The organism is Bradyrhizobium sp. HKCCYLRH1034 (assembly GCF_051168375.1).
Taxonomy (GTDB): Bacteria; Pseudomonadota; Alphaproteobacteria; order Rhizobiales; family Xanthobacteraceae; genus Bradyrhizobium.
The window spans coordinates 133880-157633 of record NZ_JBNPUW010000003.1; the positions used below are offsets into that span (position 1 = coordinate 133880).

The window sequence follows — 23754 nt, forward strand, 5'->3', positions numbered from 1 at the left end:
TTTCTCGGGGATTACAAGGCCGCGCGGCAAATATAGTTTGCCGAGGGCCGGAACCGTTGAGTCGGCTCGCGCTGGCAATATCAGCAGATTGCCCCTATCTTCACAGCACCATCGGTAACGGCATGGCCATCGATGGCTGAGAGACACTCGTGCTCCCGCCTTCCGACGAAGGGGATCACCGTGTCTCGCACGTATCGTGACTCATAACATTGTGAGCAACACGTTTCATTGACGCCGCTCTGCTGAGCGCGCCGTTCGCCCCGCCGCAGCGCCGCTCGGCTTTGCCAACCGAATTTCATCGATAGAGATGAAGACAAGGAGGACACTTTTGCAGGTTCTTGTTCGTGACAACGACGTCGAGAAGGCGTTGCGCATCCTGAAGCGGAAGATGCAGCGCGAAGGCGTATTCCGCGAGATGAAGCGCCGCAGATCCTATGAGAAGCCATCGGAGCGCAAGACGCGCGAGAAATCCGATGCGATCAGGCGCCATCGCAAAGTCGCGCGCAAGCAGGCCATCCGCGAAGGGTTGCTGCCGGCGCCGGTCAAGAAGGTACCCGCAGCGCGGCCGGGCGCGCTCCCCTCAACGACCTCGACGCACACCGATCGTGAACGGCCGCGGGACCAGCTTACCGCTACGCCCCCGCGCAGCTGAGCAAGCGACGGCATGCCCGCCGAAATCGACGGGAAGAGGCTGGCGGTTCACGCCAGCTTCTTCGGCTGTTTGCCGGCGCCGTCAGCCGCTTCACGCGCCAATCGCTCGGCCTTCAGTCGCTCGCGGTTCTGATCGAAGGCGCTCTGCGCCTTTTCATAATCGCTTCTCGTCGGCTCGGCCGGCTTGAAGGCTTTTTGAGCCTCGCGCACGGCGGCCGTTGGCTTGCGCTCCGACATGATGAGAGTCCTCGTTGGGATGGTGAACGCCGCTGCGACATCCTGTCGAGACTGGCGCAGCACGGCACGGTTCAATGAAGGCCGCGGGTAGAGGGAGCACGAGCCCGCTGTCTTGGCGCGTACCAGCTCGGGCGACCACCCTGCGGCCCCATCGGGGTCCAGTCTTATTATAATCCAAATACGCCGAAGATGTTGCAAGCATTTGAACCCGACCCGGCACGATGCTCCATGGTTCCGACCGGCGGCCGGCTTACGCAAATCACGCCGTACCGTGCTTGCGGCCGGGAACGGCAGCGAGCAGCTCGCGCGTATAGGCGTGTTCGGGATTGGCGAACAGCGCCGCGGTCGGCTTCAGCTCGACGATCTCGCCCTTTTGCATGACGGCGATCCGATCGCAGATCTGCGCGGCCACCCGCAGGTCATGCGTGATGAACAGCATCGACAGACCAAGGCGCGCCTTCAAATCTTCCAGGAGCCGCAACACCTGCGCCTGGACTGACACATCGAGCGCCGACACTGCTTCGTCCGCGACGATGATCTCCGGATCCAGCGCGAGCGCGCGCGCAATGCCGATGCGCTGACGCTGGCCGCCGGAGAATTCGTGCGGATAGCGGCCGATGGCGCCGGCGTCGAGCCCGACCATGCCGAGCAGATCCTGGGCGCGCTTCAGCGCCGCGTCGAGCGGCGTGCCGCGCGCGACCATGCCGTCGGCAATGATGCGGCCGACCTTGCGGCGCGGGTTGAGCGAGGCGAACGGATCCTGGAAAATCATCTGGATGCGGTGACGCTGCGCGCGCAAGGCGCGACCCTCCAGCGCCGTGAGATCGACATCGCCGATCCGCACCGTGCCGCGATCGGCCTCGATCAGCCGCATCACCAGACGCGCAACGGATGACTTCCCCGAGCCGGACTCGCCGACGAGTCCGAGCGTCTCGCCCTGGTGGATCGCGAAATTGACCGCATGCGCGGCGCGCGTCTCGCGCTTCGGGCGGAACCAGCCGGTCGGCGTCACATAGGTCTTGTCGAGGCCGATCACCTCCACCGCCCGAGGCGCAGCCTCGCGTGACTGCCGCGGCGGCGGGTCGAACGACGGCACGGCGGCGAGCAGCGCCTTGGTGTAGTCGTGCTGCGGCTGGCCGAGCACGGCGGCGGCCGTACCCTCCTCCACCACCTTGCCATGGCGCAGAACGACGACCTGGTCGGCGATGTCGGCGACGACGCCGAAATCATGGGTGATGAACATCACCGCCATGTTGTGGCTGGCCTGCAGGTTGCGGATCAGCTTGAGGATCTGCGCCTGCGTCGTCACGTCGAGCGCGGTGGTTGGCTCGTCCGCGACGAGCACCGCAGGCTCGAGCGCCAGCGCCATCGCGATCATCGCACGCTGGCGCTGGCCGCCGGAGAGCTGATGAGGATAGGCGCGGATGATCCGTTCGGGATCGGGCAGGCCGACCTCGCGCACCAGCGCCAGCGCCTTGGCGCGGCGCTCGCGGGGGTTCAGCAGATCATGCGCCTCGAACACCTCCATCAGTTGCTCGCCGATCCGCATCAAGGGATTGAGCGCGGTCATCGGCTCCTGGAACACCATCGCGATGCGGCGGCCGCGCAGATCGCGCCAGCCGTCCTCATCGACGGCAAGCAGGTCGCGCCCCTCGAAGCGCATCTCGCCGCTCTCCACTTTCACCGTATCGGGCAGCAGCCCGAGCAGCGCATGCGCGCACATCGACTTGCCCGAGCCGGATTCGCCGACCACGCAGACGATCCTGCCCGCGGTAAGATCGAAGGAGACGCCGTCGACGGCGTGGGCGCGCTCGGCGCCCGGCGGCAAAGCGATACGGAGGTTGCGGATGGCAACGACGGGATCAGCCACGGCTCACCTGCCCTCGCGCGACAGGCGCGGGTTGAGCGCATCGTTCAGGCCCTCGCCGATCAAATTGAGGCCAAGCACCGACAACAGGATCGCGACGCCGGGAAACACGGTGATCCACCACGCCTGACGAATGACGGTGCGGCCGGCGCCGACCATGTAGCCCCAGGAGATCAGGTTGGGATCGCCGAGGCCGAGGAATGACAGAGAGGATTCCAGCAGGATCGCGGTCGCGACCATCAGCGAGGCCAGCACGATGACAGGCGACAGCGCGTTGGGCAGGATCTCGCGCCAGATGATCCAGGCATTGCTCTGGCCGGTGACGACCGCAGCCTGGACATATTCGCGGGTTCGCAGGCTCAGCACCTCGCCCCGGACGAGGCGCGCCACCGGCGGCCAGCTGACGAAGCCGATCGCGGCGACGATCGAATAGATCGACGGCTGCAGGATCGCGACCAGCACGATCGCGAGCGCAAAGCTCGGGATGGTCTGGAAGAACTCGGTGAAGCGCATCAGCGCGTCATCGACCCGGCCGCCGAAATAGCCGGCGATGGCGCCGAGCGGCACGCCGACGATCAACGCCACCAATGTCGAGACGAGGCCGACCAGCAGCGAGACGCGCGCGCCGAAGATCAGGCCGGCGAGCACGTCGCGGCCGAGCGCATCGGTGCCGAGCGGGACCTTCGACAGCGTGAACGGCGGAACGAACGGCCGCTGCGCCATGCGCCACGGCGAGTTGGGAAAGTAGAACGGGCCGGCCACCGCGACGACGATCGCCAGAGCGAGAATGATCAGCCCGATGATGCCGCTCGGGCTGCGCAGCATGGTTCGCCAGAACTGCCTCATGACGCGTACTCGATGCGCGGATCGACCAGGCGATAGACGAGGTCGGTGACGAGGTTGAAGATCAGCACCATCGCCGAGGAGACCACGAACACACCGAGCAGGAGATTGTAGTCGCGCTGGATCAGCGCGTCGTACATCAGCCGGCCGATGCCGGGCCAGGCGAACACGGTCTCGGTCAATACCGCGCCGCCGACCAGCGTTCCGGCGTGGACGCCGGCGAGGGTCACCACCGGCAGCAGCGCGTTGCGCAGCACGTGGCGGCGCAGGATGACGCCGTCACGCAGGCCCTTGGCGCGCGCGGTCTTGACGAAGTCGAGCCGCTTGACCTCGAGCATCGAAGCGCGGGTCATGCGGGTGTAGGTCGCCATGAAGAACAGGCCGAGCGTCACGGCCGGCATCGCGAGATGGGCGGCGACGTCGAGCGCGTGGCGGACTCCCGTATAGCCGGCACCGACCGTTTCATAGCCGAAGCTCGGCAACCAATCGACCCAGACCGAGAACAGCAGGATCGCGATCAGCGCGATCCAGAACAGCGGCGTCGCGTAGAAGATCAACGCGAGCACGGTAATTGCAGTATCGAGGATCGTGCCGGCGAAGCGCGCGGCGAGCGCGCCGAACAGGATGCCGAGACCGAGCGAGATCGCGAACGCCGTGAGCGTCAGCAGCAGGGTCGCCTGCAATCGTTCGGCGATCAGCCTGGCGACCGGCGCCTGCTGACGGAACGAGAAGCCGAGATCCAGGCTGGCGATACCCTTGACGTAGATGAGGAGCTGCTCCGGCAGCGGACGGTCGAGGCCGAATTTTTCGCGCAACTGCGTCACGAAGATCTGGTCCGAGGCACCGGCCTCGCCGGCCATGACCACGGCCGGATCGCCCGGCGCCAGCCGGATCAGGAAGAAATTCAGCACGATGATGGCGAGAAGGACGATGACGCCTTTCACGACGCGCTGGGCGATGAAGGAGAGCATGAAAGGTCCGTGAAGGTCAGCTCGGCGGGACAGCGAAACACCGGAGCGGGGGTCATGGCCGCGCCCCGGAGTGCACCACTATTTGTCGAGCCAAGCGTCTCGGAAGCCGTCGTTGACGCCGATGCCGGTGGTGATCAGGTTCTTCACCTTGCACTTGGTGATGGTCGGGAACTGGAGCTCGAGCAGCCAGGCCACCGGCACGTCCTCAGCCAGGATCTTCTGCACCTTGTCATAGGCCTCCTTGCGTTTGGCGTCGGTCGGCGCCGTGGCGCCCTCCGCGAACAGCTTGTCGACCTCCGGGTTCGAATAGCCCTCGACATTGTTGAAGAGCTGGCCCTTGGCGATCGCCGAGGTGATGTAGTTGCGGGACACGCCGAGCGCGGGATCGCCGTACTGATACAGATAGGTGAAGGCGATGTCGTAGTCCCACTCCATGATCTTCTGGTTGCCGCCGGGCACGTCGGTCGCGATCGTCTCGATGTTCATGCCGACGTCCTGAAGGTTCTGCTTCACCGCCTCGCCCCAGCGCTGCCAGGTCTCGCCATAGGCGAGCGGCAGCATGCGAATCTTCTCGCCCTTGTAGCCGGCCTCCTTGAGCAGCGCCTTGGCCTTGGCCGGGTCGTACGGATATCTCGGCACGTCGTCGGAATAGAACTTGATGGTCGATGCCGAAGGTCCGGTTGCGACCTTGCCGAGGCCGTTCCAGATCACGTCCTTGGCGAAGTCGCGATCGATGGCATACATGATGGCCTGGCGCACCTTCTTGTTGGCCAGGATCGGGTGGCGGTTGTTGAGCCACATCCACGACAGCGGCGAGAAGAACTCCCAGCCGGCCCCGGTGACGCAGGCGCCCGACAGCTTGGAGACGCGCGGCACGTCGAAATTCTCGATCGAGCCGCCCGGCAGCACGTCGACCTTGCCGGTCTCGAAGGCAACCGCGCGCGCGGCGGCGTCGGGAATGATCTGCCAGTAGACCTCGTCGAGATAGGGCTTGCCCTTCTCGTGGTAGTTCGGATTTTTCACCATCCGGATGAAGGATCCCTTCTGCCATTCCTTGAACATGAAGGGGCCGGTGCCAACAGGCGCGTTGTTGTTCGGATTGGTCTTGTAGTCGGTGCCTTCATACAGGTGCTTCGGCACCATCGGCATCGAGCCGACCTCGAAGATGCCGATGAAGGGACCGAACGGCTCCTTCAGCGTGAACACCACCGTGAGATCATCCGGCGCCTCGACCTTCTCGACAATCGCGAGGTTGTTGCGAGCGCGCGCATGCGTTTGCTTCAGCATGTCGATCGAGAACAGCACGTCGGCCGACGTGAACGGCTTGCCGTCGTGCCAGGTCACGCCCTTCTTGAGCTTGAAGGTGTAGACCTTGGCATCCGGGCTGATGGTCCAGCTCTCGGCGAGGCCGGGCAGCGGCTCCAGCTTGGGACTGTAGCGCAGCAGGCCTTCGAAGATGTTGCCGGACACCATCTGCGTCGGGCCGTTCTGGACCATCGCCAGCATCAGGCCGGGCGGCTCGGGCTGGATCACCGCGTTGACCACGCCGCCGATCTTCGGCTCCTCCGCTTGCACCGCGGACAGTCCGCAGCCAATGACCACACCCAGCAGCACCCGTTTCAACATGATGAACTTCCCAAATGTCATTGCCGGCCGCGATGCATCAAGCGCGCCAAGGTGCGCGATATCGCCATGCAGCTTCTGATGTGATGCCTGCTCTGGGCGCATGGACTGTTGGATCGTCCGCGCGCAGCGCTGTAGAACGGCTCCAATACGACTGCGGGCAACGCTTTGGAAACGTCGCCAGGACCTGTGTCGGTCGCGCAATGCGCCCACGAACGACGCGGCATCACAGGTCGAGCCCCTGATGCAAAGGCTCACACGATCATAATCGCCGCCGCAAGATGAAACTCGCGACAGCGTTAGCCCAAGAATTGAACAGGGAAAATCAGCGCCGCAGACGGGCGATCGCGCCGGAAACGATCTGCATGATCACGCCGATGATCCAGCCGACCATGATCAGCGACGTCCAGACGATGTGCGGATCTTCGCGCAGGATGATGATGGCAACGGCGAAGAACGCCGTGAGGGTTGCGAGGAAGGTCCCGAAGGCGCTCAGAAATTCGGCCGTATCGATCTTCGCCTCCGGCGAGTTCTCCTCATGAGGATGAAAAGGCAGTTGCGGCGTGTCGATGCCGAGATAGAAGCCCAGTGCCCCAGACAGCATCATCACGATCAGGAAGCCCTGTGTGGTCAGCAACGGAACGCTGGAGCCGACATGGGCTCCGACGAAGACGCCGCAGGCGGCGCCCGCCAGAGCCAGACCCGAGCGTTCGAGGATATGGGCAAACTTCCTGACGCGAAACCGCATGACCTGCCCCCAAATGTCAGACCCGCCACGCATGCGGCGGATTCGACGCCTGGATCCGTCCTAACGGCAAGACCGTCACCCAAACGTCAAATCTGAAGCTGCACTCGCGCGAAAATTTTAGCTACATTTCTTTTGACGCCAGCATTGCCCGAAAGGGAGAGTGAATGCTGGCGCCAAGAGAGACTAGGCGGCCTTGGTGAGGCCGGCATTGAGGTGGCTCAATCTCGGCATCACCTCCTGCTTCAACAGGCGCAGCGAGTTGTGCCAGGCTTCCGGCCTGTGCTTGTAGTCGAAGCCGAACACGCACAGCGTGCCGAAGCCGCCGACCTCATGCCAGATCTTCTCGATCTTCTCGGTCACCGTCGCCGGCGAGCCGACGATCCAGTTGCGCCTGGCGCAATAGTCCACCGTCACGTCGGAATCGGGCACGTCGGGTGAGTGCTTCAGATAGTCCTTGAAGCCGAAATGACCGAGCAGGGGCAGGAAGTACTCGCCCATCATCCGTCCCATCATGTCGCCGGAGGACAAACGCCAGGCTTCCTCGTCCGTATCGGCGACGAACACCTCGCGCACCAGCCGCCAATCGCTGCGGCTGGGCTTGCGACCGGACTTCGCGGCGCCGGCCTCGACGGAGTCCCAGTGCGACGACACATAGGCGGGGTTGAGGTTGAGGCTCATCGGGATGAAGCCACGCTCACCGGCGAGCTTCAGCGTATCGGAGTTCTTCGACAGGCCGGCGACGCCGATCGGCGGATGCGGCGCCTGCACCGGCTTGATGTGCGGCTTGAGGAAGTCGAACATCACGTCGGGCTTGGTCACCGTCCAGTACTTGCCCTTGTACGTCCATGGCGCGTCCTCGGACCACATCTTCAGGATGATCTCCAGCGCCTCGCGCGTCATCTCGCGGTTCTGGCCGCTCATGCCGTCGACGTTGAACATCGCCCAGTCGCTCGGCAGGCCGGATGCGGCAATGCCGAAATTGAGCCGGCCGTCGGAGAGGTGATCGAGCATCGCGACGCGATTGGCGAGCTCGGCCGGGTGATGATAGGGCAGCAGGAAACCGCCGGGCCCGAGCCGGATGTTCTTGGTTTCACGGAAGGCCTGCGCCAGAATGAGATCGGGTGCCGGGTGGGGCTCCCAGGGCGCGGTGTGATGCTCGCCGATCCAGGCTTCCTGATAGCCGAGCTCGTCGAGCCACCGCAGGACCTGCAGATCCCATTCCTGCCCTTCCTTCAATCCGCACTCCGGCGGATGCGAGGGCATCGTGAAATATCCGATTTCCATGGCGCTTTCCTCTCGCGTTTGTATTGCGGCGCATCTTCGTGATGCGCTCATCGTCACGCGAGACGAAACACGACCAGACGAGTCGGCATCGCCGCACGTGGTCTGCGAAGTCTAGCACGTCATGAGACGCCGACAATCACCGACTGTTTGAGGGGCGAGCACACGTCAGCGCAGCTCGCGGCTATTTGAGGCCCGTCATGGGTGATGGAAAGCGACCGGGAGGTTTCTCCGACTGGAGTCGCTGCACGAGGTCCGGCGGCAGGTAAACCGTGGGCCGCGGCGGGGCAGGTGCGGCCGACTGCTCGCTGTTCGGGGCGGCGCCATCCACCGCGATGGTTCGAACCTTCGTTGCCGACGCAGCCGCGGCAGTTGCGGTCGCAGGCACGAGGCGGGTCGCGACATGCTCCCTGAGCAGTTCGGCATGGTCAGGAAACCACATCGAGCTCGGCTCCGCCATATTGGCGCGTTCGGCAAAGGCGCGGGACAGCCCCAGGTTCTGCAGCCGCTCCTCCTCGATCGCTATGGTCCGGCTGCGCTCGGCAGCGGTGATTCCGCGATAGGAGGGCTGATGGAAACCGAGCCGTGCATCTGACACGACGATGCGGTCCTTGCCGCCCAAGAAGACAATGGTGCAGGCCGACAGGCATTGCTTCTCGACCAGGGTCGACAATCCGCGCGCCTTGATCAGGTCGGACATCCGTTGCGCCTCGCGGATGCGGCCGCCGGCCGAATCGAGCCGCACCGTCTTGACCTCCGACATCGCGTTCAGGAAACCTTCGAGCTCCTTGGCCGTGCCGTACTTGATGCCACCGGTGAATTCCAGCATTTCGCCAGAGGCGAGGACCTTGAATTGGTGCGGTCCCAGAGAGCTGTCGCCGGCGACGATTTCGGCAATGCCTGCGATCCGCGGCAGGCCTTGCGTGAAGAAATGCCAAACCGAGATTCCGACGCCGAGCGCGACCATGATCTTCGCCAGGCCGCCCCACGCGCCGTTGTCGCCACCGCTATAGCGCGTCGACGAGCGCCAGATGCCAACGGTCTGCCAAAGCGTGAACAACAAGATGCAGAGCCATATCACGCACATCAGGACGAGCGCCGGCAGCGGCTGCGCATCGAATCCCTGCTGCGCGACCAGCGCGGTCACGACTTCGATCGCGAGCGTCGCAATCACCCCGAGCAGTGCTCCGTTGACCCAGTACGACACGGGCAAGGACAGCTCACCGCGCCAGTGCCGGGCAAGGTAGCTCCGCTGCGGGCTCAACGGCGCGGGCGAGAGCGGAGTTGACGGCTCGGCACTTGCCCACCCGCGATCAACGCAATAGACGGCAGTGGTTGCGAACTGGTCGTACCAGCTGTCCCTTCGCATGTAGACTTGCCGCCATGCAGCGAGGCCGACGATCAGCAGCGGACAATACGATGCGAGCGTCACGCCAATGAGCAAGGATGCCGGCAACGCGGCGATGTCCAGGAATGATACCACGACCGACCAGATCAGCGCTGGACTCACGACCAAGAGCAGCAGGCCGTAACGCCGCCCGGCCGCGGCATTCGTCACTGCACTGCAATCGGCGCTCGCCAGACGAATACGACAAATCCTTCGGCCGGGCGTGCCGGCGGCCGTGTCGAATATGGCGCGCAGAACCAGCAACAGCGGCAGCAGGAAAATCCCGAGCGAGAGTCCCTTGACCGGAGTGCCCTCCGCATCGAGCATGCTGTCGACGTGGACTTCCTTGGTGAACGGACCGTCCCGCGTGACCTGCGCGACCCGCACCATGCGGGCAGAGGGCAGGCCGAACACGCTGTTTGTGCAATCGACGATCCGGTTGGGCTTGAGATCGGCGGGCACGGCGACCCCGGACGGGATCGCGTCAAGCTTCCTGCAGCTGATGGCATAGATGCCGTCGGCAAACTGAACGCGGCCGTGGCTCAGCGGAAAAAGGACCAACGCGCAGACCTGCAGAATGGCCGCGATGGCCACCATGTCGATCAGCAACGCGCCAAGCCGGCGCCAGACTCCGGCGCGCTTGGAGGTGCTACTGAGATCCTGGTCTGTCGCTAACCGCTCGGCGAACATCGCTTGCCATGACCCGCCACACGCGGCACCACCTTCGCACGCTACCTGGAATTGATTGCCGGGGCAAGCGATCACACCCGGAAGCGAGCGGTCAGCGTGCGCCGAACGTCGTCTTGCCGAACAGCTCCTTCTGCGTCGACGGCTGCGAGCGCCAATATTGCGGAGGTGCGGCGACTTGTCCGCCGAGCTCTGCTGCCGCGTGCCAGCCCCAGCGCGGGTCATAGAGCATGCCGCGGGCCAGCGCGACCATGTCGGCCTTGCCCGAGGCCACGATCTCCTCGGCCTGCTGCGCCTGCGTGATGAGACCGACCGCAATGGTGGGAAGCCCCGTCGCCTGTTTCACGGCCGCGGCGAACGGCACCTGATAGCCGGGTCCGAGCGTGATCTTCTGCAACGGCGACACGCCGCCCGAGGAGACGTCGATCCAATCGGCGCCGCGGTGCTTCAGCGCTTGCGCAAATATGATGGTCTGCTCGAGATCCCAGCCGCCGTCGACCCAGTCGGTGGCCGAGACACGCATGCCGACCGGCTTGTCCGCAGGGAAGACGGCGCGCACCGCATCGTAGACTTCGAGCGGAAAGCGCATGCGATTCTCCAGAGACCCGCCGTAGCTGTCGGTGCGCTGGTTGGCGATCGGCGACAGAAACTGATGCAACAGATAGCCATGCGCGCCGTGGAGCTCGATCGCGTCGATGCCGAGGCGCGCCGCCCGTTGCGATGCGGAAACGAACGCATCGCGGATGCGGGCCAGGCCCGCGAGATCGAGCGCCTCCGGCGCGAGCTCGCCCTCCTTGTGCGGCAGGGCCGACGGCGCGACCGTCTGCCATCCGCCGTCCGCGAGCGGAATCTGCTGTCCGCCATCCCACGGCTTGTGGCTGGAGCCCTTGCGGCCGGCATGGGCGAGCTGCATCGCAACCGCAGCCTTCGCATGTTTGCGAACCGAGGCCAGGATCGGCTTCAGCGCAGCTTCCGTCACGTCGTCCCACAACCCGAGACAGCCGGGAGTGATGCGCCCGATCGGCTCGACATGCGTCGCCTCGATGCAGAACATCGCCGCGCCCGACAGCGCCAGCGTGTTGATGTGGGTGAAGTGCCAGTCATTGGCCGCGCCATTCTCGGCCGAGTACTGGCACATCGGCGACACCATGATGCGGTTGGCGAGTTCGAGACTGCGCAGCTTGATCGGAGTGAACAGGGCGCTCATGCTGAGTTCCAGGTTGTGACGGTTGACGCGATGATCTGATGGCCGCGAGTGTCGATCATGGACGAGCCGCGGTCAACGCGAGCCGCCGCAGCGGCGTCGCAGCTCACTCCATCAGCGTGAACTGCAGCAGGAGCGTGCGCTGGATCATCGAGAAGTTGTCGTCGGACACCAGCGTCAGCACGGTCTCGCCCTCCGGCGTCACATGCGCATCGATGCCCTCGAGATTGTCGATCTCCTGGCCGAGATCGGCGGAGAAGATCGCCGGACCATCGACCAGCGCGCCCGGCGCAATCTGCGCCAGCGTCAGCCGGCGGATTCGAATGCCGACCCCGTTGAACAGCGAGAACTTGCGTTCGAGTACCAGAAGATCGCCCGACGGCAGCAGCACGGCATCGCTGACGTCGAAGTCGTTGCTGCGAACGATGCTGAACTGTCCCGCGGCCGGTCCGCCGATCAGGAAGGCCAGCAGATTGCCGTTCGGGTCCAGACCGCGCTCGGAGAGCGCGATCAGGGTGCCGGCGAGCGGCAGGCCCTTCGGCACGACCACCAACGCCTCCAGTCCCTTGTTGTGGGGCAGCCGCTTGGCGGCTGGCGGCAGCGGCACGATCTCGCCGCGCGCGCCGGTTCCACCCTTGGCGAAGTCGTAGCGCAAGAGCTGGTTGACGCGTTCGAGGCCGACATAGACGATGTCTCCATCGCGCGCGAGCGACTCGGAATCATACCAACCGCGATCGGTGATGGGACGTCCGTCCAGACCAAGCAGCGGCGCCGCTTCGACATCGGCGAGCCCCGCGATCTCGCGGCCGGAATAGGCAATGCGGCCAGTGAACCAGCCGCCCTTGTCGCTGACCGCGAGGAAGCGTTCACCCTTGGCATCGAGCCGGATGCCGGACAGGCCGCCGAAGCCGGGAAAGGACGAGGTCAGCGCCACGCCGCTGCGATATTGCAGCATCCCGAAGCGCAGATGCGTCCGATCGCGGAGGTCGAACGAGGGCAGCGGTCGCGCGTTGACCTCGATCTTGACCGCCGATGTGACGGAGTGCTCGTCGATGGTGACGCGTCTGCGAACCGGCGCCGGCGCAAGCTGCGCAAAAGCCGTCTTGGACCATGCGAATGCCGACACTCCGCCGATGGTCAGCGCGAGAAAGCGCCTGCGGTCGGCAATCGCCTGCAGCGACATCGTTAGCGGAGCCCCCTCCCCCACCTCCTCCGAGCCGGAGGAGGCACGCAGCCGGCCGACGGCCGCTTACGAATGCAGCCTGCGCTTTTGCCCCGGCGCAGGCTGCGGCGCCGCGTGGGTCTCGGTGAACAATTCGGCGAGCTTCTCGGTGATGGCGCCACCGAGCTCCTCGGCATCGACGATGGTCACCGCGCGACGGTAGTAACGCGTGACGTCGTGGCCGATGCCGATCGCGATCAGCTCGACCGGCGAGCGGGTCTCGATCTCCTCGATGATGTGGCGCAGATGCCGCTCGAGATAGTTACCGGGATTGACCGACAGCGTGGAGTCATCGACCGGCGCACCGTCCGAGATCATCATCAGGATCTTGCGCTGCTCGGCACGCCCGAGCAGGCGCTTGTGCGCCCAGTCGAGCGCCTCGCCGTCGATGTTCTCTTTCAGCAACCCCTCGCGCATCATCAGACCGAGATTCTTGCGCGCCCGCCGCCACGGCGCATCGGCCGATTTGTAGATGATGTGGCGGAGGTCGTTGAGGCGGCCGGGATTGGCCGGCTTGCCGGCGGCAAGCCACGCCTCGCGCGACTGTCCGCCCTTCCATGCCCGCGTCGTGAATCCGAGGATCTCGACCTTGACGCCGCAGCGCTCCAGCGTGCGCGCGAGAATGTCGGCGCAGGTCGCGGCCACCGTGATCGGCCGCCCACGCATCGAGCCGGAATTGTCGAGCAGCAGCGTCACCACGGTGTCGCGGAAGGTCGCTTCCTTCTCGCGCATGAATGACAACGGCTGATAGGGGTCGATGACGACGCGCGACAGCCGCGCCGGATCGAGGATGCCCTCCTCGAGATCGAACTCCCAGGCGCGGTTCTGCTGCGCCATCAGCCGGCGCTGCAGCCGGTTGGCGAGCCGCGCCACGATGCCCTGCAGATGCGCGAGCTGCTTGTCGAGATAGGAGCGCAACCGCTCCAGCTCGTCATGGTCGCACAGGTCTTCCGCGGCAATGACCTCGTCGAATTTCGGCGCGAAGGCGTGATATTCGGGGCCGCGCGGCTCGTTGGCGCCGCCGCGGTTCGGACGCGTCGCCTCGCCCGGCGTCTCGTCGTCGCCGAGTTCGCCGTCGTCGAGCGTGTCAGACGCCGAGGCCTGGGCCGCCTCCATCGCGCTCTCCGACATCTCGTCCGACGTCGTCTGCGCCTGGTCGGCGCTCATCTCCTGGGCAGCGTCGGAATCCGGCGAGCCCTCGGCGCCGGACTGCTCATTGTCGCCATCGCGATTTTCGTCGTTGTCCTCGTCCTCTTCCGAATCCGCGTTGCGCTCGTCGCCGAGATCCAGCGCCGAGAGCAGATCGTGAACCAGGTCGCCGAACTTGGCCTGGTCCTCGGTGAAACGGCCGAGTTCATCGAGGCGCTGGCCGATCCTGTCCTCCAGGAACGGACGCCAGAGATCGACCACCTTGCGCGCCGCGTTCGGCGGCGCCATGCCGGTCAGCCGCTCGCGCACCAGCATCGCCAGCGCATCCGACAGCGGTGCGTCGGCGCGGTCGGTGATCTCGTCATACTTGCCGCGATGGAAATGGTCGTCGAGCATCGCCGTGAGATTCTTGGCGACGCCGGCCATGCGTTTTGCACCGATCGCCTCGACACGCGCCTGCTCGACCGCCTCGAACACGCCACGCGCCTGCGGATTGCCCGGGATCAGCTTGCGATGGATCTTCGGATCATGGCAGGCGAGCTTCAGCGCGATCGAGTCGGCATGGCCGCGCACGACGGCGGCGTCGCGCTTGGTCATCTTGCGCGCCGGCTCCGGCAGCCGCGCCTTGCCCGGCGCGAGGCCGGGACGCTCGGCCGCGAAGGAGACTTCGAGCTCAGGTGCCCTGGCGATCGCGCGCAGGCACCCCGTGACCGACCTCTTGAAAGGTTCGGTCGGTGCTTCCTTGACGCCAGGACGGGGCTTGTTGCTCGGTGTGGTCATCTGATTCCTGCGGCTATCGTCCCGGCGAACGCCAAGCCCGATAACCACCGGCGTTCGTTTGTTCGCACTCGCTCTCCCGCATCACCCGACGAGAGAGGCCGCGGCGTATGGGTCCCGGCCCGAGGCCAGAACGACGCCGGTGTGTCAGCTCAGCGCCACGTTGATGGAGGATTCCGGCAGCTCCGCATTGAAGCAGCGCTGATAGAATTCCGCGACCAGCGGACGCTCGAGCTCGTCGCACTTGTTGAGGAACGTCACACGGAAGGCGAAGCCGATGTCACTGAAAATCTCGGCGTTCTCGGCCCAGGTGATCACCGTGCGCGGGCTCATCACCGTCGACAGATCGCCATTGGCGAAGGCGTTGCGCGTGAGGTCGGCGAGCCGCACCATCTTGTTGACGGTGTCGCGGCCCTGCGGGTTCTGGTAGTGCTTGGCCTTGGCCAGCACGATCTCGACCTCCTCGTCATGGGCGAGGTAGTTGAGCGTTGTGACGATCGACCAGCGGTCCATCTGGCCCTGGTTGATCTGCTGGGTGCCGTGATAGAGGCCCGAAGTGTCGCCGAGCCCGATGGTGTTGGCGGTCGCGAACAGACGGAACGCCGGGTGCGGCTTGATGACCTTGTTCTGGTCGAGCAGGGTCAGGCGGCCCGACACTTCGAGCACGCGCTGGATCACGAACATCACGTCGGGGCGGCCGGCATCATATTCGTCGAACACCAGTGCGACGTTGTGCTGCAGCGCCCAGGGCAGGATGCCGTCGCGAAATTCGGTGACCTGCTTGCCGTCCTTCACCACGATCGCGTCCTTGCCGACGAGGTCGATGCGGCTGATATGGCTGTCGAGGTTGACGCGCACGCAGGGCCAATTGAGTCGCGCCGCGACCTGCTCGATATGGGTCGACTTGCCCGTCCCGTGGTAACCAGTCACCATCACGCGGCGGTTCTTGGCGAAGCCAGCCAGGATCGCAAGGGTGGTGGCGCGGTCGAAGCGGTAGTCGGCGTCGACTTCGGGAACATGCGGGTCGCTTGCGGAAAAGGCCGGCACCTCAAGGTCGCTGTCGATCCCGAACACCTGCCGCACCGACACCTTCATGTCGGGCACACCGGTCATCTCCTGCGCATTGGTCGTAGCGGCGGTCGTCATTCATCCTCCGAGGTCCCGGGCATTCCCGAAACCAGATTTCATGTTTGGCTGCGGTTGAAGGGCTTCGACGCCAGCCTAGCAGAGAGCACGCGCGGGCAGAAGCCTAAGCCTTGATCAAAGTTCCGTCGTTATATCATCGAGATAGGCATGAGTGGCCGTTTTCGAAAGGCTGCCCTGCGAATCGTGCCACCTTTTCGCCCGCCGGCTCTTCCCAGGATCTCGACGTGGCACCCGGAGCCGGGGTTCCTACTTATCGAGGATCTCCCCGCCCACCCTCTGTACCAACAGGAACCGCGTGGCCCATCTGCTCGATCCCCTCATTGCCTTCGTCTCAGCGCATGCGGGACTGGCTTATCTCACCCTGTTTCTGGCCGCCCTGCTGGAGGCGATCCCGATCGTGGGCTCGGTGGTTCCAGGCACGACCATCATCCTGGCGCTGAGCGCATTGATTCCGGGCGGCGAGCTGACCCTGCAATGGGTGCTGGCGGCGGCGATCCTGGGCGCGGTGCTGGGGGACGGCGGGGCGTTCTGGGTCGGCCATCGCAGGCAGCGCGAGATCTTGACGAGCTGGCCGTTCTCGAACTATCCGCGCCTGGTGGCGCAGAGCGAGGCCCTGTTCCACCGTTTCGGCACCCTGGCGATCTTCTTCGCCCGCTTTATCGCGCCGATCCGCGCCGTCGTACCGATCACGGCCGGCGCGCTCGACATCCCTCCGCCCCGCTTCTACGCCGTGAACATCCCTGCCATCGTGCTGTGGGCCTGCGCCCATGTCCTGCCCGGAGTATTCGCCGTGCAGCTGTTGCACCGTTATGGCGGCATTCCGCATCATAGCCATATCGCCAAGTCCACCTGGATCATCGCGACTGTCGCGGGCACGATCGTGGTCTGGCTCGTGCTGTGGCTCGTGCGGAAGCGACGCGAAACGCAGCTGGCGGCCGGCACGGCGGAATAGGCGGACGGCGGTCGCTAGAGCGTCTCCAGGGTAGCGCCGCGCCCCGGGATGGGTCCGGTGTAGCGGGCGCGCGGCCGGATCAGGCGGCCGAACTGCAGCTGCTCGCAGGCATGGGCGATCCAGCCGACGCAGCGCGCCATCGCGAACAGCGCCAGCTCGCTTCCCGGGGGCAGCCGCAGGCTGTGAACCAGCACGGCCAGCGCGTAATCGATGTTCACGAATTCGCCGGTCGCTTCCGCGATCCGCTCGGGCACCTCGCGGGTGAATTTGCGCGGCGCACCGGCGCGCGTCAGCGCCTCCAGCAGCGAGATGGCGCGAGGGTCGCCGTGCTTGTAAACGCCGTGGCCGAAACCGGCGAAACGCTCGCCGAGCGCCACCCGCTCGCGGATCAGCGGCGCGACATCGCGATCGATGAGTGCCTTCACCAGTTGCGACGCCAGCACGCCGGCGCCGCCGTGCTGCGGTCCCTTGAGCGCCGCCAGACCCGCGATGACGGCATCGTAGAGGCTGAGGCCCGTCGACGCCGCACAGCGGACGGTGAAGGTCGACGCGTTCAGCTCATGATCGGCCAGCAGCACCAGGGTTCGGCGGATCAGGTCCGGCGCATGTTCATGTCCGGGCGCCCAACTCCGCGCGACCTGAACATGGAGCGGGTCGGCTGACGCTGGCTGGTTCAACATGGTTGCGACCACAAGCCGAACGATGCGCGCGCCGACCAGCGCCCGACCGTCGGGCGCGCGGTTGAAAGCCGCGGGATCGGCATGTGTCGCCAGCGCCAGCACCGCGATGGCGCGGTCGATCGGCGCCGCGCGCCGCGCAGCATCGGCGATGAAACCCATCTCCTCCGACACGGCCGGAAGATTGCCCGGCGCAAACGGATCGAGCGCGGTCACGTCCCACAGCAGCGTCGCAGCATGCTCCAGCGTGCCGCGCACGGCCAGGTCGACGCAATTGACGCCGCGATAGATCGGACCGGCTTCGGTGATCGTCGACACGGCGGAATCGAACACGGGGAGGTCCGCATCGAAGCTGCGGAAGGCGCGCGGCTCGGGGGCCGGTGCGCGCCTTTCCTTCAGGGCTCGGATGTCCTCGGCGCGATAGCGGTTGCTGCGCGAATTCGGAGACGGCTCGGAGCGGACCAGTCCGCGGCTGACATAGGCGTAGAGGGTGGCCGGCGAGATCGCGAGTTCCGCCGAAGCTTCACGGGCAGATAGGTAAAGTCCACTGTCTTTTTTCATATTGATCAGCTTAATCAAGATTGATCAAGTTGTCGACTGGGCGGATCTTGTCAGCGTGATCATTCTCGAAGGAGACCCTCGCCATGACCATCCAGCTCGGCAAGACCCCGATCGGCCTCGACGGCATCGCCGCCGCCGAGACCGTGCTCAGCCACGTCGACGGCCAGCGGGGGGAGCTCATCATCGCCGGAGCGCGTGTGGCCGATCTCGCCGCCGCCAGCGGCTTCGAGGGCGTGACCGCCCGGCTATGGAGCGCGGCGACGAAGCGCACCGTCGGCGAGGCCGAGGTCCGCGCCGGCCTTGGCCGTGCCCGCGAGCGTGCCTTTGCCCGGCTGCCCGAGCTGCTCGCCGCGACCTCCGGCCTGTCGATCATCGACGGCTTCCGCGCCGCCGTCGCGGCGCTGCGGTCCGAACCCGGGCTCGACGACGAAGCCACGATCGTCGGCGCCTGCCCGGTGATCGCCGGCGCCCTGGTCCAGCGCGCCCAGGGAACACAGCCGATCGCGCCCGACCCTGACGCCGGTCACGCCGCAGACACGTTGCGGATGGTCCGCGGCGACACGCCCGAGAGCGGCGAGGTGGCGGCGCTGGACACGTATCTCGTCACCGTCAGCGATCACGGCATGAACGCCTCGACCTTCGCCGCGCGCGTCGTCGCCTCGACCCAGGCCGACCTGTTCGCGTCAGTCACCGCCGGCTATTGCGCGCTCACCGGCCCGCTGCATGGCGGCGCGCCGGAGCCGGTGCTGGAAATGCTCAACGCGATCGGCACGCGCGACAACATCAGGCCGTGGGTCGACGCGGCGCTCGGCCGTGGCGAGCGGCTGATGGGGTTCGGGCATCGGATCTATCGCGTGCGCGATCCGCGGGCCGACGTGCTCAAGGGCGCGATCGAGCGGCTGGCGGGCAGCGGGGCTGATCTGCCTTTTGCGAGCGAGGTAGAGGCTTACATTCGCCAAGCGCTGCGGCGGAAGAATCCGGAGCGCGTGCTCGACACCAATGTCGAGTTCTTCACCGCCATCCTGCTCGATGCGCTGAAGATTCCGCGCCAGGCGTTCACGCCGATCTTCGCGGTGGCGCGTGCCGCCGGCTGGACGGCGCATGCCCGCGAGCAACAGCGCACCGGGCGGTTGATCCGGCCGAGCTCGGCCTATATCGGGCCGAAGCCCTGATACCTTCAACGCGACGTGCGGCAGCCTCGCGCGCTGCCGCGCGTCAGCCCTTCACCACCGTCTTCAGGTAGTTGTAGGCCTTGATGATCTCGATCAGGCGATCCTCGGTGGAACGGTCGCCGCCATTGGCATCGGGATGGTGCTGCTTCACCAGCGCCTTGTACTTGACCTTGACATCCTCGAGCGTCGCGTCGGGACCGAGGCCCATCACCTGCAGCGCCTTGCGCTCGGCGTTGAAGACCTTGCGCGTCTCGGCCTTGGGAGCCGAGCGGGGATCCGGACGCCAACTGCCGCGGCCGTTGATCTCGGCGAATACGCTGAACGGATCGGCGGCATCGCCGAGATCGCCCTCGGCGCTGCCGGTGCCGCGCTTGGCCGACGTGTTGGCACCCATCTTCCAGGTCGGGCGGTGTCCGGTCAGCGCATCCTTCTGATAGCGCGCGACCGCTTCGGCGTTCATCCCCGAGAAGAAATTGTAGGACTGGTTGTACTCGCGCACGTGATCGAGACAGAAGTGCCAATACTCGCGCGCGTTCTCGCGTCCCTTGGGCGCGCGATGCGAGCCCTTGTTCTTGCAGTCCGGCCACTGACAGGGCTGGGCCTCCTCGCGCACCACCGGCTGCCGCGCAGCCTGTTTCTTGGGCTTGATGCGGATGGAGTCGAAGAATTTGTTTGAATCGATCGGCATGGCCGACTTTGACTACGCAACGCGAAAAGCTTCAAGTCTTGACATTGCGAATACCTCAGGCGGGGACCGCCGATTGACGAAAAATAATTTGATGCGTATTTCCAGAGACCATGCGGACCCGAGATGCTATCATCGATAAGTTGCGCGAAGCTTTCTCGCCCGAAAGCCTCGATGTTCAAGACGAATCACATCTGCATGAAGGCCATGTGGGCCATCAGCCGAGCGGTGAGACCCATTTCCGCGTGTATATTGTGTCGCAGGCCTTCGCCGGCAAGAGCCGTGTCGATCGCCACCGCCTGATCAACGCCGCATTGGCAGCGGAACTTGCCGGCTCGGTGCACGCGCTCGCGCTGCATGCGAAGGCGCCGGGCGAGGCTTGATCCCCAATTAGAACGCCGTGCCCGCACGGCGCGGCCGCGCCTCCTCGGTTTCGCCGCGCGGCACCGGTACGATACGCAGCGCGGTGATGCGATTGCGCTCCCGGCGCAGCACGCGAAAGCGGAAGCCGTGGAACGTGAAGCTCTGGCCGCGCTCGGGGATCGAACGCGCCTCGTGAATGACGAGACCGGCAACTGTCGTTGCTTCCTCATCGGGCAGCGTCCAGTCCATCGCGCGATTGAGATCGCGGATCGGCACTGAGCCATCGACGACGACGGACCCGTCCGGCTGCAGGCGCACACCCGCGACCTGCACATCTTGCTCGTCGGAGATGTCGCCGACGATCTCCTCCAGAATATCCTCCAGCGTGACGATGCCTTCGACCTCGCCATACTCGTCGACCACGAGCGCGAAATGCGTCTTGCGCCGGCGGAACGCCTTCAGCTGTTCCGACACGGAGCGCATCTCCGGTACGAACCACGGCGGCAGCGCCAGTGAAGCAACGTCGATGTGCGACACATCGCCCTCGGCGGCGCGGATCGCACGCAGCAGGTCCTTCGCATGCAGCACGCCGATGATGTTCTCCGGCGTGCCGCGCCACAGCGGGATGCGTGTGTACTCGGTGGCGAGCACCTCGCGCACCAGTTCCTCCTGCGGCAGGTCCGCATTCACCATCACCATTTCGGTGCGGTGGACCATCACGTCGGACACCTGCAATTCGCGCAGATCGAGCAGGCCGCCGAGCATGTCGCGGTCCTGCTTCTCGACCTTGCCTTCATGATGCAACAGATCAACGGCACCGCGCAGGCGTTCGGTCGGCGACAGGATCGGCTGATTGGCCCCGACCTTGAAGCCGATCAGCCGCATCAGCCCGCGCACGATCGCCTCGATCACGGCAAGCACCGGACCGAGCACGAACACAGTCGCGCGCATCGGCCTGGCGACCGCGAGCGAGACGCGATCCGGCGCATTGATCGCGATCGTCTTCGGCAGCACCTCGGCAAAGATCACGACCAGCGCGGTCATCACGCCGGTCGCGTAGAGCACGCCGACCTCACCGAACCAGGCGGTAAAAATACCGGTCGCCAGCGCGGAGGCGCCGATATTGGCGATGTTGTTGCCGAGCAGCAGGGCGCCGATCAGCCGTTCGCGCATGTCGAACAGGCTCGACACCACATCGGCATCGCGATTGCCCTGCTTCGACAGCCGCAGCATCGAGGCGCGGGAGGCACCGGTCAGCGCGGTCTCGCTCAGCGCAAAGAAGGCCGAGGCGGCGAGGAGGAGGATGACGACGGAGAGTGTGAACCAGTCCATGACGCCGATGTCGCTCTGTAGGGAGGCCGCCGATGATCCGTTGGCACTGCTCAATACGGCGTAAAGCCCGGGATCAGCTTCTGCTGCGCAATTTGGCCTGGAGAAAGTCGCGGACGCGCGCCGGATCGACGTCCTTCGCGATGACGGCGCGGCCGATGGCTTCCATCAGGATGAAGGTGAGCTTGCCGCGCTTGACCTTCTTGTCCTGCGCCATCAAGGCCAAGAGCCGATCGGCGTCGCCGATCCCCTCCTGGGCGAAGCCGGCGATGTCCTGCAGATGGGTCGGCAGACCGACCGCGGCAAGGTGACGCTCGATCCTGACGACGTCGTCGGGCGGCAGCATGCCGAGCTCGGCCGAGAACTGCGCCGCCAGCACCATGCCGACCGCGACGCCCTCGCCATGGAACAGCCGGTCGGAGAAGCCGGTCACGGCCTCCAGCGCATGGCCGAAGGTGTGGCCGAGATTGAGCAGCGCCCGGTCGCCGGTCTCGCGCTCGTCGCGGGCGACGATCGCCGCCTTGGCGCGACAGGAGGTCGCGACCGCGTGCTCACGCGCCGCACCGCCCTTGACGATGTCGGCATGGTTGGCCTCGAGCCAGGCGAAGAAGCTGGCATCGCCGAGCAGGCCGTATTTGGCGACCTCGGCATAGCCGGCGCGGAACTGGCGCGGCGACAGGGTGTCGAGCACGGCCGTGTCGGCGATCACCAGCACCGGTTGGTGGAAGGCGCCGAGCAGGTTCTTGCCCTGGGGCGAATTGATGCCGGTCTTGCCGCCGACGGAGGAATCGACCTGCGCCAGCAGCGAGGTCGGCACCTGCACGAAATCGACGCCGCGGCGCAGGATGGCGGCCGCGAAGCCGGCGAGATCCCCGACCACCCCGCCGCCGAGCGCGATGACGAGATCGTTGCGCTCGATCCTGGCAGCGATCAGCGCCTCGCTGACCTTCTCCAGGCCGGCATAGGTCTTGGAGCCCTCGCCCTCATCGACCACGATCGTGGACGCCGGGATGCCCGCCTCCGCCAGGATCGCCTCGGCCGGCTTCAGCCAATGCGCGGCCACGGTACGGTCGGTGACGATGGCGGTGCGCACGCCGGGCCGCAGTGCCGCGATCCGCTGGCCGAGTGAAGCCACCACGCCGCGGCCGATGACGATGTCATAGGCGCGCTCGCCGAGCGCGACGTCGACGATGATCGGATCGGAATGCTTCAGTGGTGCTGTCATCGGAGCGCGCCCATCGCCTGCGGAGGATCGGGTTGAACTGGATCGGGTTGTGGTCCGGCCGGCCCCGCCTCGGTCTCCGGTGGCGAGAAGAACGCCTGCAGCGCCTCCATGCAGTCCTCGACAACGCGATCATGCGGCACATCGCGCGAGCAGATCGTGAGATCGGCAAGCTGGTAGACCGGCTCGCGCTCGACGAGCAGGCGAGCGACCGTGCCTTCCGGATCGGCGGTCTGCAGCAGCGGCCGGTCGGCCCGCCGCCGGACGCGGCGCATGATCACGTCGGCATCGGCCTTGAGCCACACCGAGACCGCCTTCTCCTGGATGCGCCGCCGCGTCTCCTCGCGCATGAAGGCGCCGCCACCGGTTGCCAGCACCGCCGGACCATTTTCGAGCAGACGGGCGATCACCCTGGCCTCGCCGTTGCGGAAATAGTCCTCGCCGCGCGACTCGAAGATTTCCGGTATGGTCATGCCGGCCGCGGTCTCGATCTCGGTGTCCGCATCGACGAAGGGCAGCCGCAACCGCGCCGCGAGCCGCCGGCCCACGGTCGACTTGCCGACACCCATCATGCCGACCAGCACGATCAGTCGCTTGCCGAGGCCTGCGAGAATCGCGGCCTCCGGAGCGGCTGGGCTGGGTGCGGGTTGCGTCGTGTCGGTCATCTCCAGGCTTCTAACCCAGCCCCTGCTGCTTTCAAAGGCATCCTGTTCCGTCCCCCCGAGCCAAGGCGAGCTGCCCGGTCTGCCCGACGGGCTTGCAAGGCCGATGCGAACATGTTGGATGAAACCGTTCCCTTTCTGGTGGCCTGCGCGACCGACATGCCCAGCCTGTTCCGCTTCCTGACCGTCATCGCCGTCATCGTCGGCGTGGTCTATGGCGCGATCTACGCGCTGGCGAATTTCGTCAATCCGAAGCCGCGCGAGATGACGGTGACGATCCCGCCCGACAGGTTCCAGAAGAGATGAACGGCGCCGCGGCGACGAACCGAAAAGCCACA

At 65.7% G+C, this 23754-nt stretch carries 22 protein-coding genes; 5 read left to right on the top strand and 17 right to left on the bottom strand.

Going from position 1 to position 23754, the window contains the following annotated elements:
* The first annotated feature begins 328 nt into the window (after positions 1-328).
* Positions 329-652: a 30S ribosomal protein S21 gene (gene rpsU / locus ACQR0W_RS07725; protein ID WP_315715241.1), complete on the top strand. Its 324-nt coding sequence runs from the start codon at positions 329-331 to the stop codon at positions 650-652.
* A 47-nt stretch (positions 653-699) separates the two neighbouring features.
* On the opposite strand, the gene ACQR0W_RS07730 is transcribed toward rpsU, so the two are convergent.
* The 12 genes from ACQR0W_RS07730 to cobS form a co-directional block, all read right to left on the bottom strand.
* On the bottom strand, positions 700-888 hold the full coding sequence (locus ACQR0W_RS07730; protein WP_315715240.1) for a hypothetical protein: 189 nt from the start codon (positions 886-888) through the stop codon (positions 700-702).
* 259 nt (positions 889-1147) lie between these two features.
* The gene (locus ACQR0W_RS07735) at positions 1148-2758 is read right to left on the bottom strand and encodes an ABC transporter ATP-binding protein (RefSeq protein WP_315825514.1); all 1611 of its coding nucleotides are present in this window, start codon (positions 2756-2758) and stop codon (positions 1148-1150) included.
* A 3-nt stretch (positions 2759-2761) separates the two neighbouring features.
* Positions 2762-3601, bottom strand: a complete 840-nt coding sequence (locus ACQR0W_RS07740) for an ABC transporter permease (protein ID WP_316170976.1) — start codon at positions 3599-3601, stop codon at positions 2762-2764.
* Positions 3598-4569, bottom strand: coding sequence for an ABC transporter permease (locus ACQR0W_RS07745; protein WP_316186614.1), 972 nt, complete (start codon positions 4567-4569; stop codon positions 3598-3600). Before ACQR0W_RS07745 ends, ACQR0W_RS07740 begins: the two co-directional genes overlap by 4 nt.
* A 78-nt stretch (positions 4570-4647) precedes the next feature.
* Positions 4648-6195, bottom strand: a complete 1548-nt coding sequence (locus ACQR0W_RS07750; RefSeq protein WP_434840663.1) for an ABC transporter substrate-binding protein — start codon at positions 6193-6195, stop codon at positions 4648-4650.
* A 322-nt stretch (positions 6196-6517) separates the two neighbouring features.
* Complete coding sequence (locus tag ACQR0W_RS07755; protein WP_315715425.1) at positions 6518-6940, bottom strand: hypothetical protein; 423 nt, start codon at positions 6938-6940, stop codon at positions 6518-6520.
* Positions 6941-7123: 183 nt separating this feature from the next.
* A complete protein-coding gene (locus ACQR0W_RS07760) occupies positions 7124-8224 on the bottom strand; it encodes an LLM class flavin-dependent oxidoreductase (RefSeq protein ID WP_315715235.1) in 1101 nt (366 codons plus the stop codon).
* 181 nt (positions 8225-8405) lie between these two features.
* The gene (locus tag ACQR0W_RS07765) at positions 8406-10298 is read right to left on the bottom strand and encodes an RDD family protein (RefSeq protein WP_316170978.1); all 1893 of its coding nucleotides are present in this window, start codon (positions 10296-10298) and stop codon (positions 8406-8408) included.
* A gap of 91 nt (positions 10299-10389) precedes the next feature.
* A complete protein-coding gene (locus ACQR0W_RS07770) occupies positions 10390-11502 on the bottom strand; it encodes an NADH:flavin oxidoreductase/NADH oxidase (RefSeq protein WP_316170979.1) in 1113 nt (370 codons plus the stop codon).
* A gap of 103 nt (positions 11503-11605) precedes the next feature.
* The gene (locus ACQR0W_RS07775) at positions 11606-12682 is read right to left on the bottom strand and encodes an esterase-like activity of phytase family protein (protein WP_316170980.1); all 1077 of its coding nucleotides are present in this window, start codon (positions 12680-12682) and stop codon (positions 11606-11608) included.
* Positions 12683-12748: 66 nt separating this feature from the next.
* Positions 12749-14650, bottom strand: a complete 1902-nt coding sequence (gene cobT / locus ACQR0W_RS07780; protein WP_316170981.1) for a cobaltochelatase subunit CobT — start codon at positions 14648-14650, stop codon at positions 12749-12751.
* 144 nt (positions 14651-14794) lie between these two features.
* Positions 14795-15793: a cobaltochelatase subunit CobS gene (gene cobS, locus ACQR0W_RS07785; RefSeq protein WP_315715231.1), complete on the bottom strand. Its 999-nt coding sequence runs from the start codon at positions 15791-15793 to the stop codon at positions 14795-14797.
* A 295-nt stretch (positions 15794-16088) separates the two neighbouring features.
* On the opposite strand from cobS, the gene ACQR0W_RS07790 reads away from it, so the two are divergent.
* The gene (locus ACQR0W_RS07790; RefSeq protein WP_315752305.1) at positions 16089-16745 is read left to right on the top strand and encodes a DedA family protein; all 657 of its coding nucleotides are present in this window, start codon (positions 16089-16091) and stop codon (positions 16743-16745) included.
* A 14-nt stretch (positions 16746-16759) separates the two neighbouring features.
* Here ACQR0W_RS07790 and ACQR0W_RS07795 read toward each other — a convergent pair whose 3' ends face one another.
* The gene (locus ACQR0W_RS07795) at positions 16760-17983 is read right to left on the bottom strand and encodes a citrate synthase family protein (protein ID WP_316170982.1); all 1224 of its coding nucleotides are present in this window, start codon (positions 17981-17983) and stop codon (positions 16760-16762) included.
* An 83-nt stretch (positions 17984-18066) separates the two neighbouring features.
* Between ACQR0W_RS07795 and ACQR0W_RS07800 the strand changes: the two genes are divergently transcribed.
* Complete coding sequence (locus ACQR0W_RS07800) at positions 18067-19155, top strand: citrate synthase/methylcitrate synthase (RefSeq protein WP_316166241.1); 1089 nt, start codon at positions 18067-18069, stop codon at positions 19153-19155.
* 43 nt (positions 19156-19198) lie between these two features.
* Here ACQR0W_RS07800 and ACQR0W_RS07805 read toward each other — a convergent pair whose 3' ends face one another.
* Positions 19199-19843: a J domain-containing protein gene (locus ACQR0W_RS07805; RefSeq protein ID WP_315715227.1), complete on the bottom strand. Its 645-nt coding sequence runs from the start codon at positions 19841-19843 to the stop codon at positions 19199-19201.
* A 110-nt stretch (positions 19844-19953) separates the two neighbouring features.
* On the opposite strand from ACQR0W_RS07805, the gene ACQR0W_RS07810 reads away from it, so the two are divergent.
* Positions 19954-20223 (top strand): BolA family protein, encoded by a 270-nt coding sequence (locus ACQR0W_RS07810; protein ID WP_316166243.1) that lies wholly within the window; start codon positions 19954-19956, stop codon positions 20221-20223.
* Between the two features lie 7 nt (positions 20224-20230).
* Here ACQR0W_RS07810 and ACQR0W_RS07815 read toward each other — a convergent pair whose 3' ends face one another.
* The 3 genes from ACQR0W_RS07815 to ACQR0W_RS07825 form a co-directional block, all read right to left on the bottom strand.
* Positions 20231-21535 (bottom strand): HlyC/CorC family transporter, encoded by a 1305-nt coding sequence (locus ACQR0W_RS07815; protein WP_315715225.1) that lies wholly within the window; start codon positions 21533-21535, stop codon positions 20231-20233.
* A gap of 73 nt (positions 21536-21608) precedes the next feature.
* The gene (aroB, locus tag ACQR0W_RS07820; RefSeq protein WP_315715224.1) at positions 21609-22757 is read right to left on the bottom strand and encodes a 3-dehydroquinate synthase; all 1149 of its coding nucleotides are present in this window, start codon (positions 22755-22757) and stop codon (positions 21609-21611) included.
* Positions 22754-23419 carry a shikimate kinase gene (locus ACQR0W_RS07825; RefSeq protein WP_315715223.1) on the bottom strand — a complete coding sequence of 222 codons (666 nt, stop codon included), beginning with the start codon at positions 23417-23419 and terminating at the stop codon, positions 22754-22756. The genes aroB and ACQR0W_RS07825 overlap by 4 nt, the downstream gene beginning before the upstream one ends.
* 156 nt (positions 23420-23575) lie before the next feature.
* Between ACQR0W_RS07825 and ACQR0W_RS07830 the strand changes: the two genes are divergently transcribed.
* A complete protein-coding gene (locus ACQR0W_RS07830) occupies positions 23576-23722 on the top strand; it encodes a histidine kinase (RefSeq protein ID WP_315715424.1) in 147 nt (48 codons plus the stop codon).
* The last annotated feature ends 32 nt before the right edge of the window (positions 23723-23754 follow it).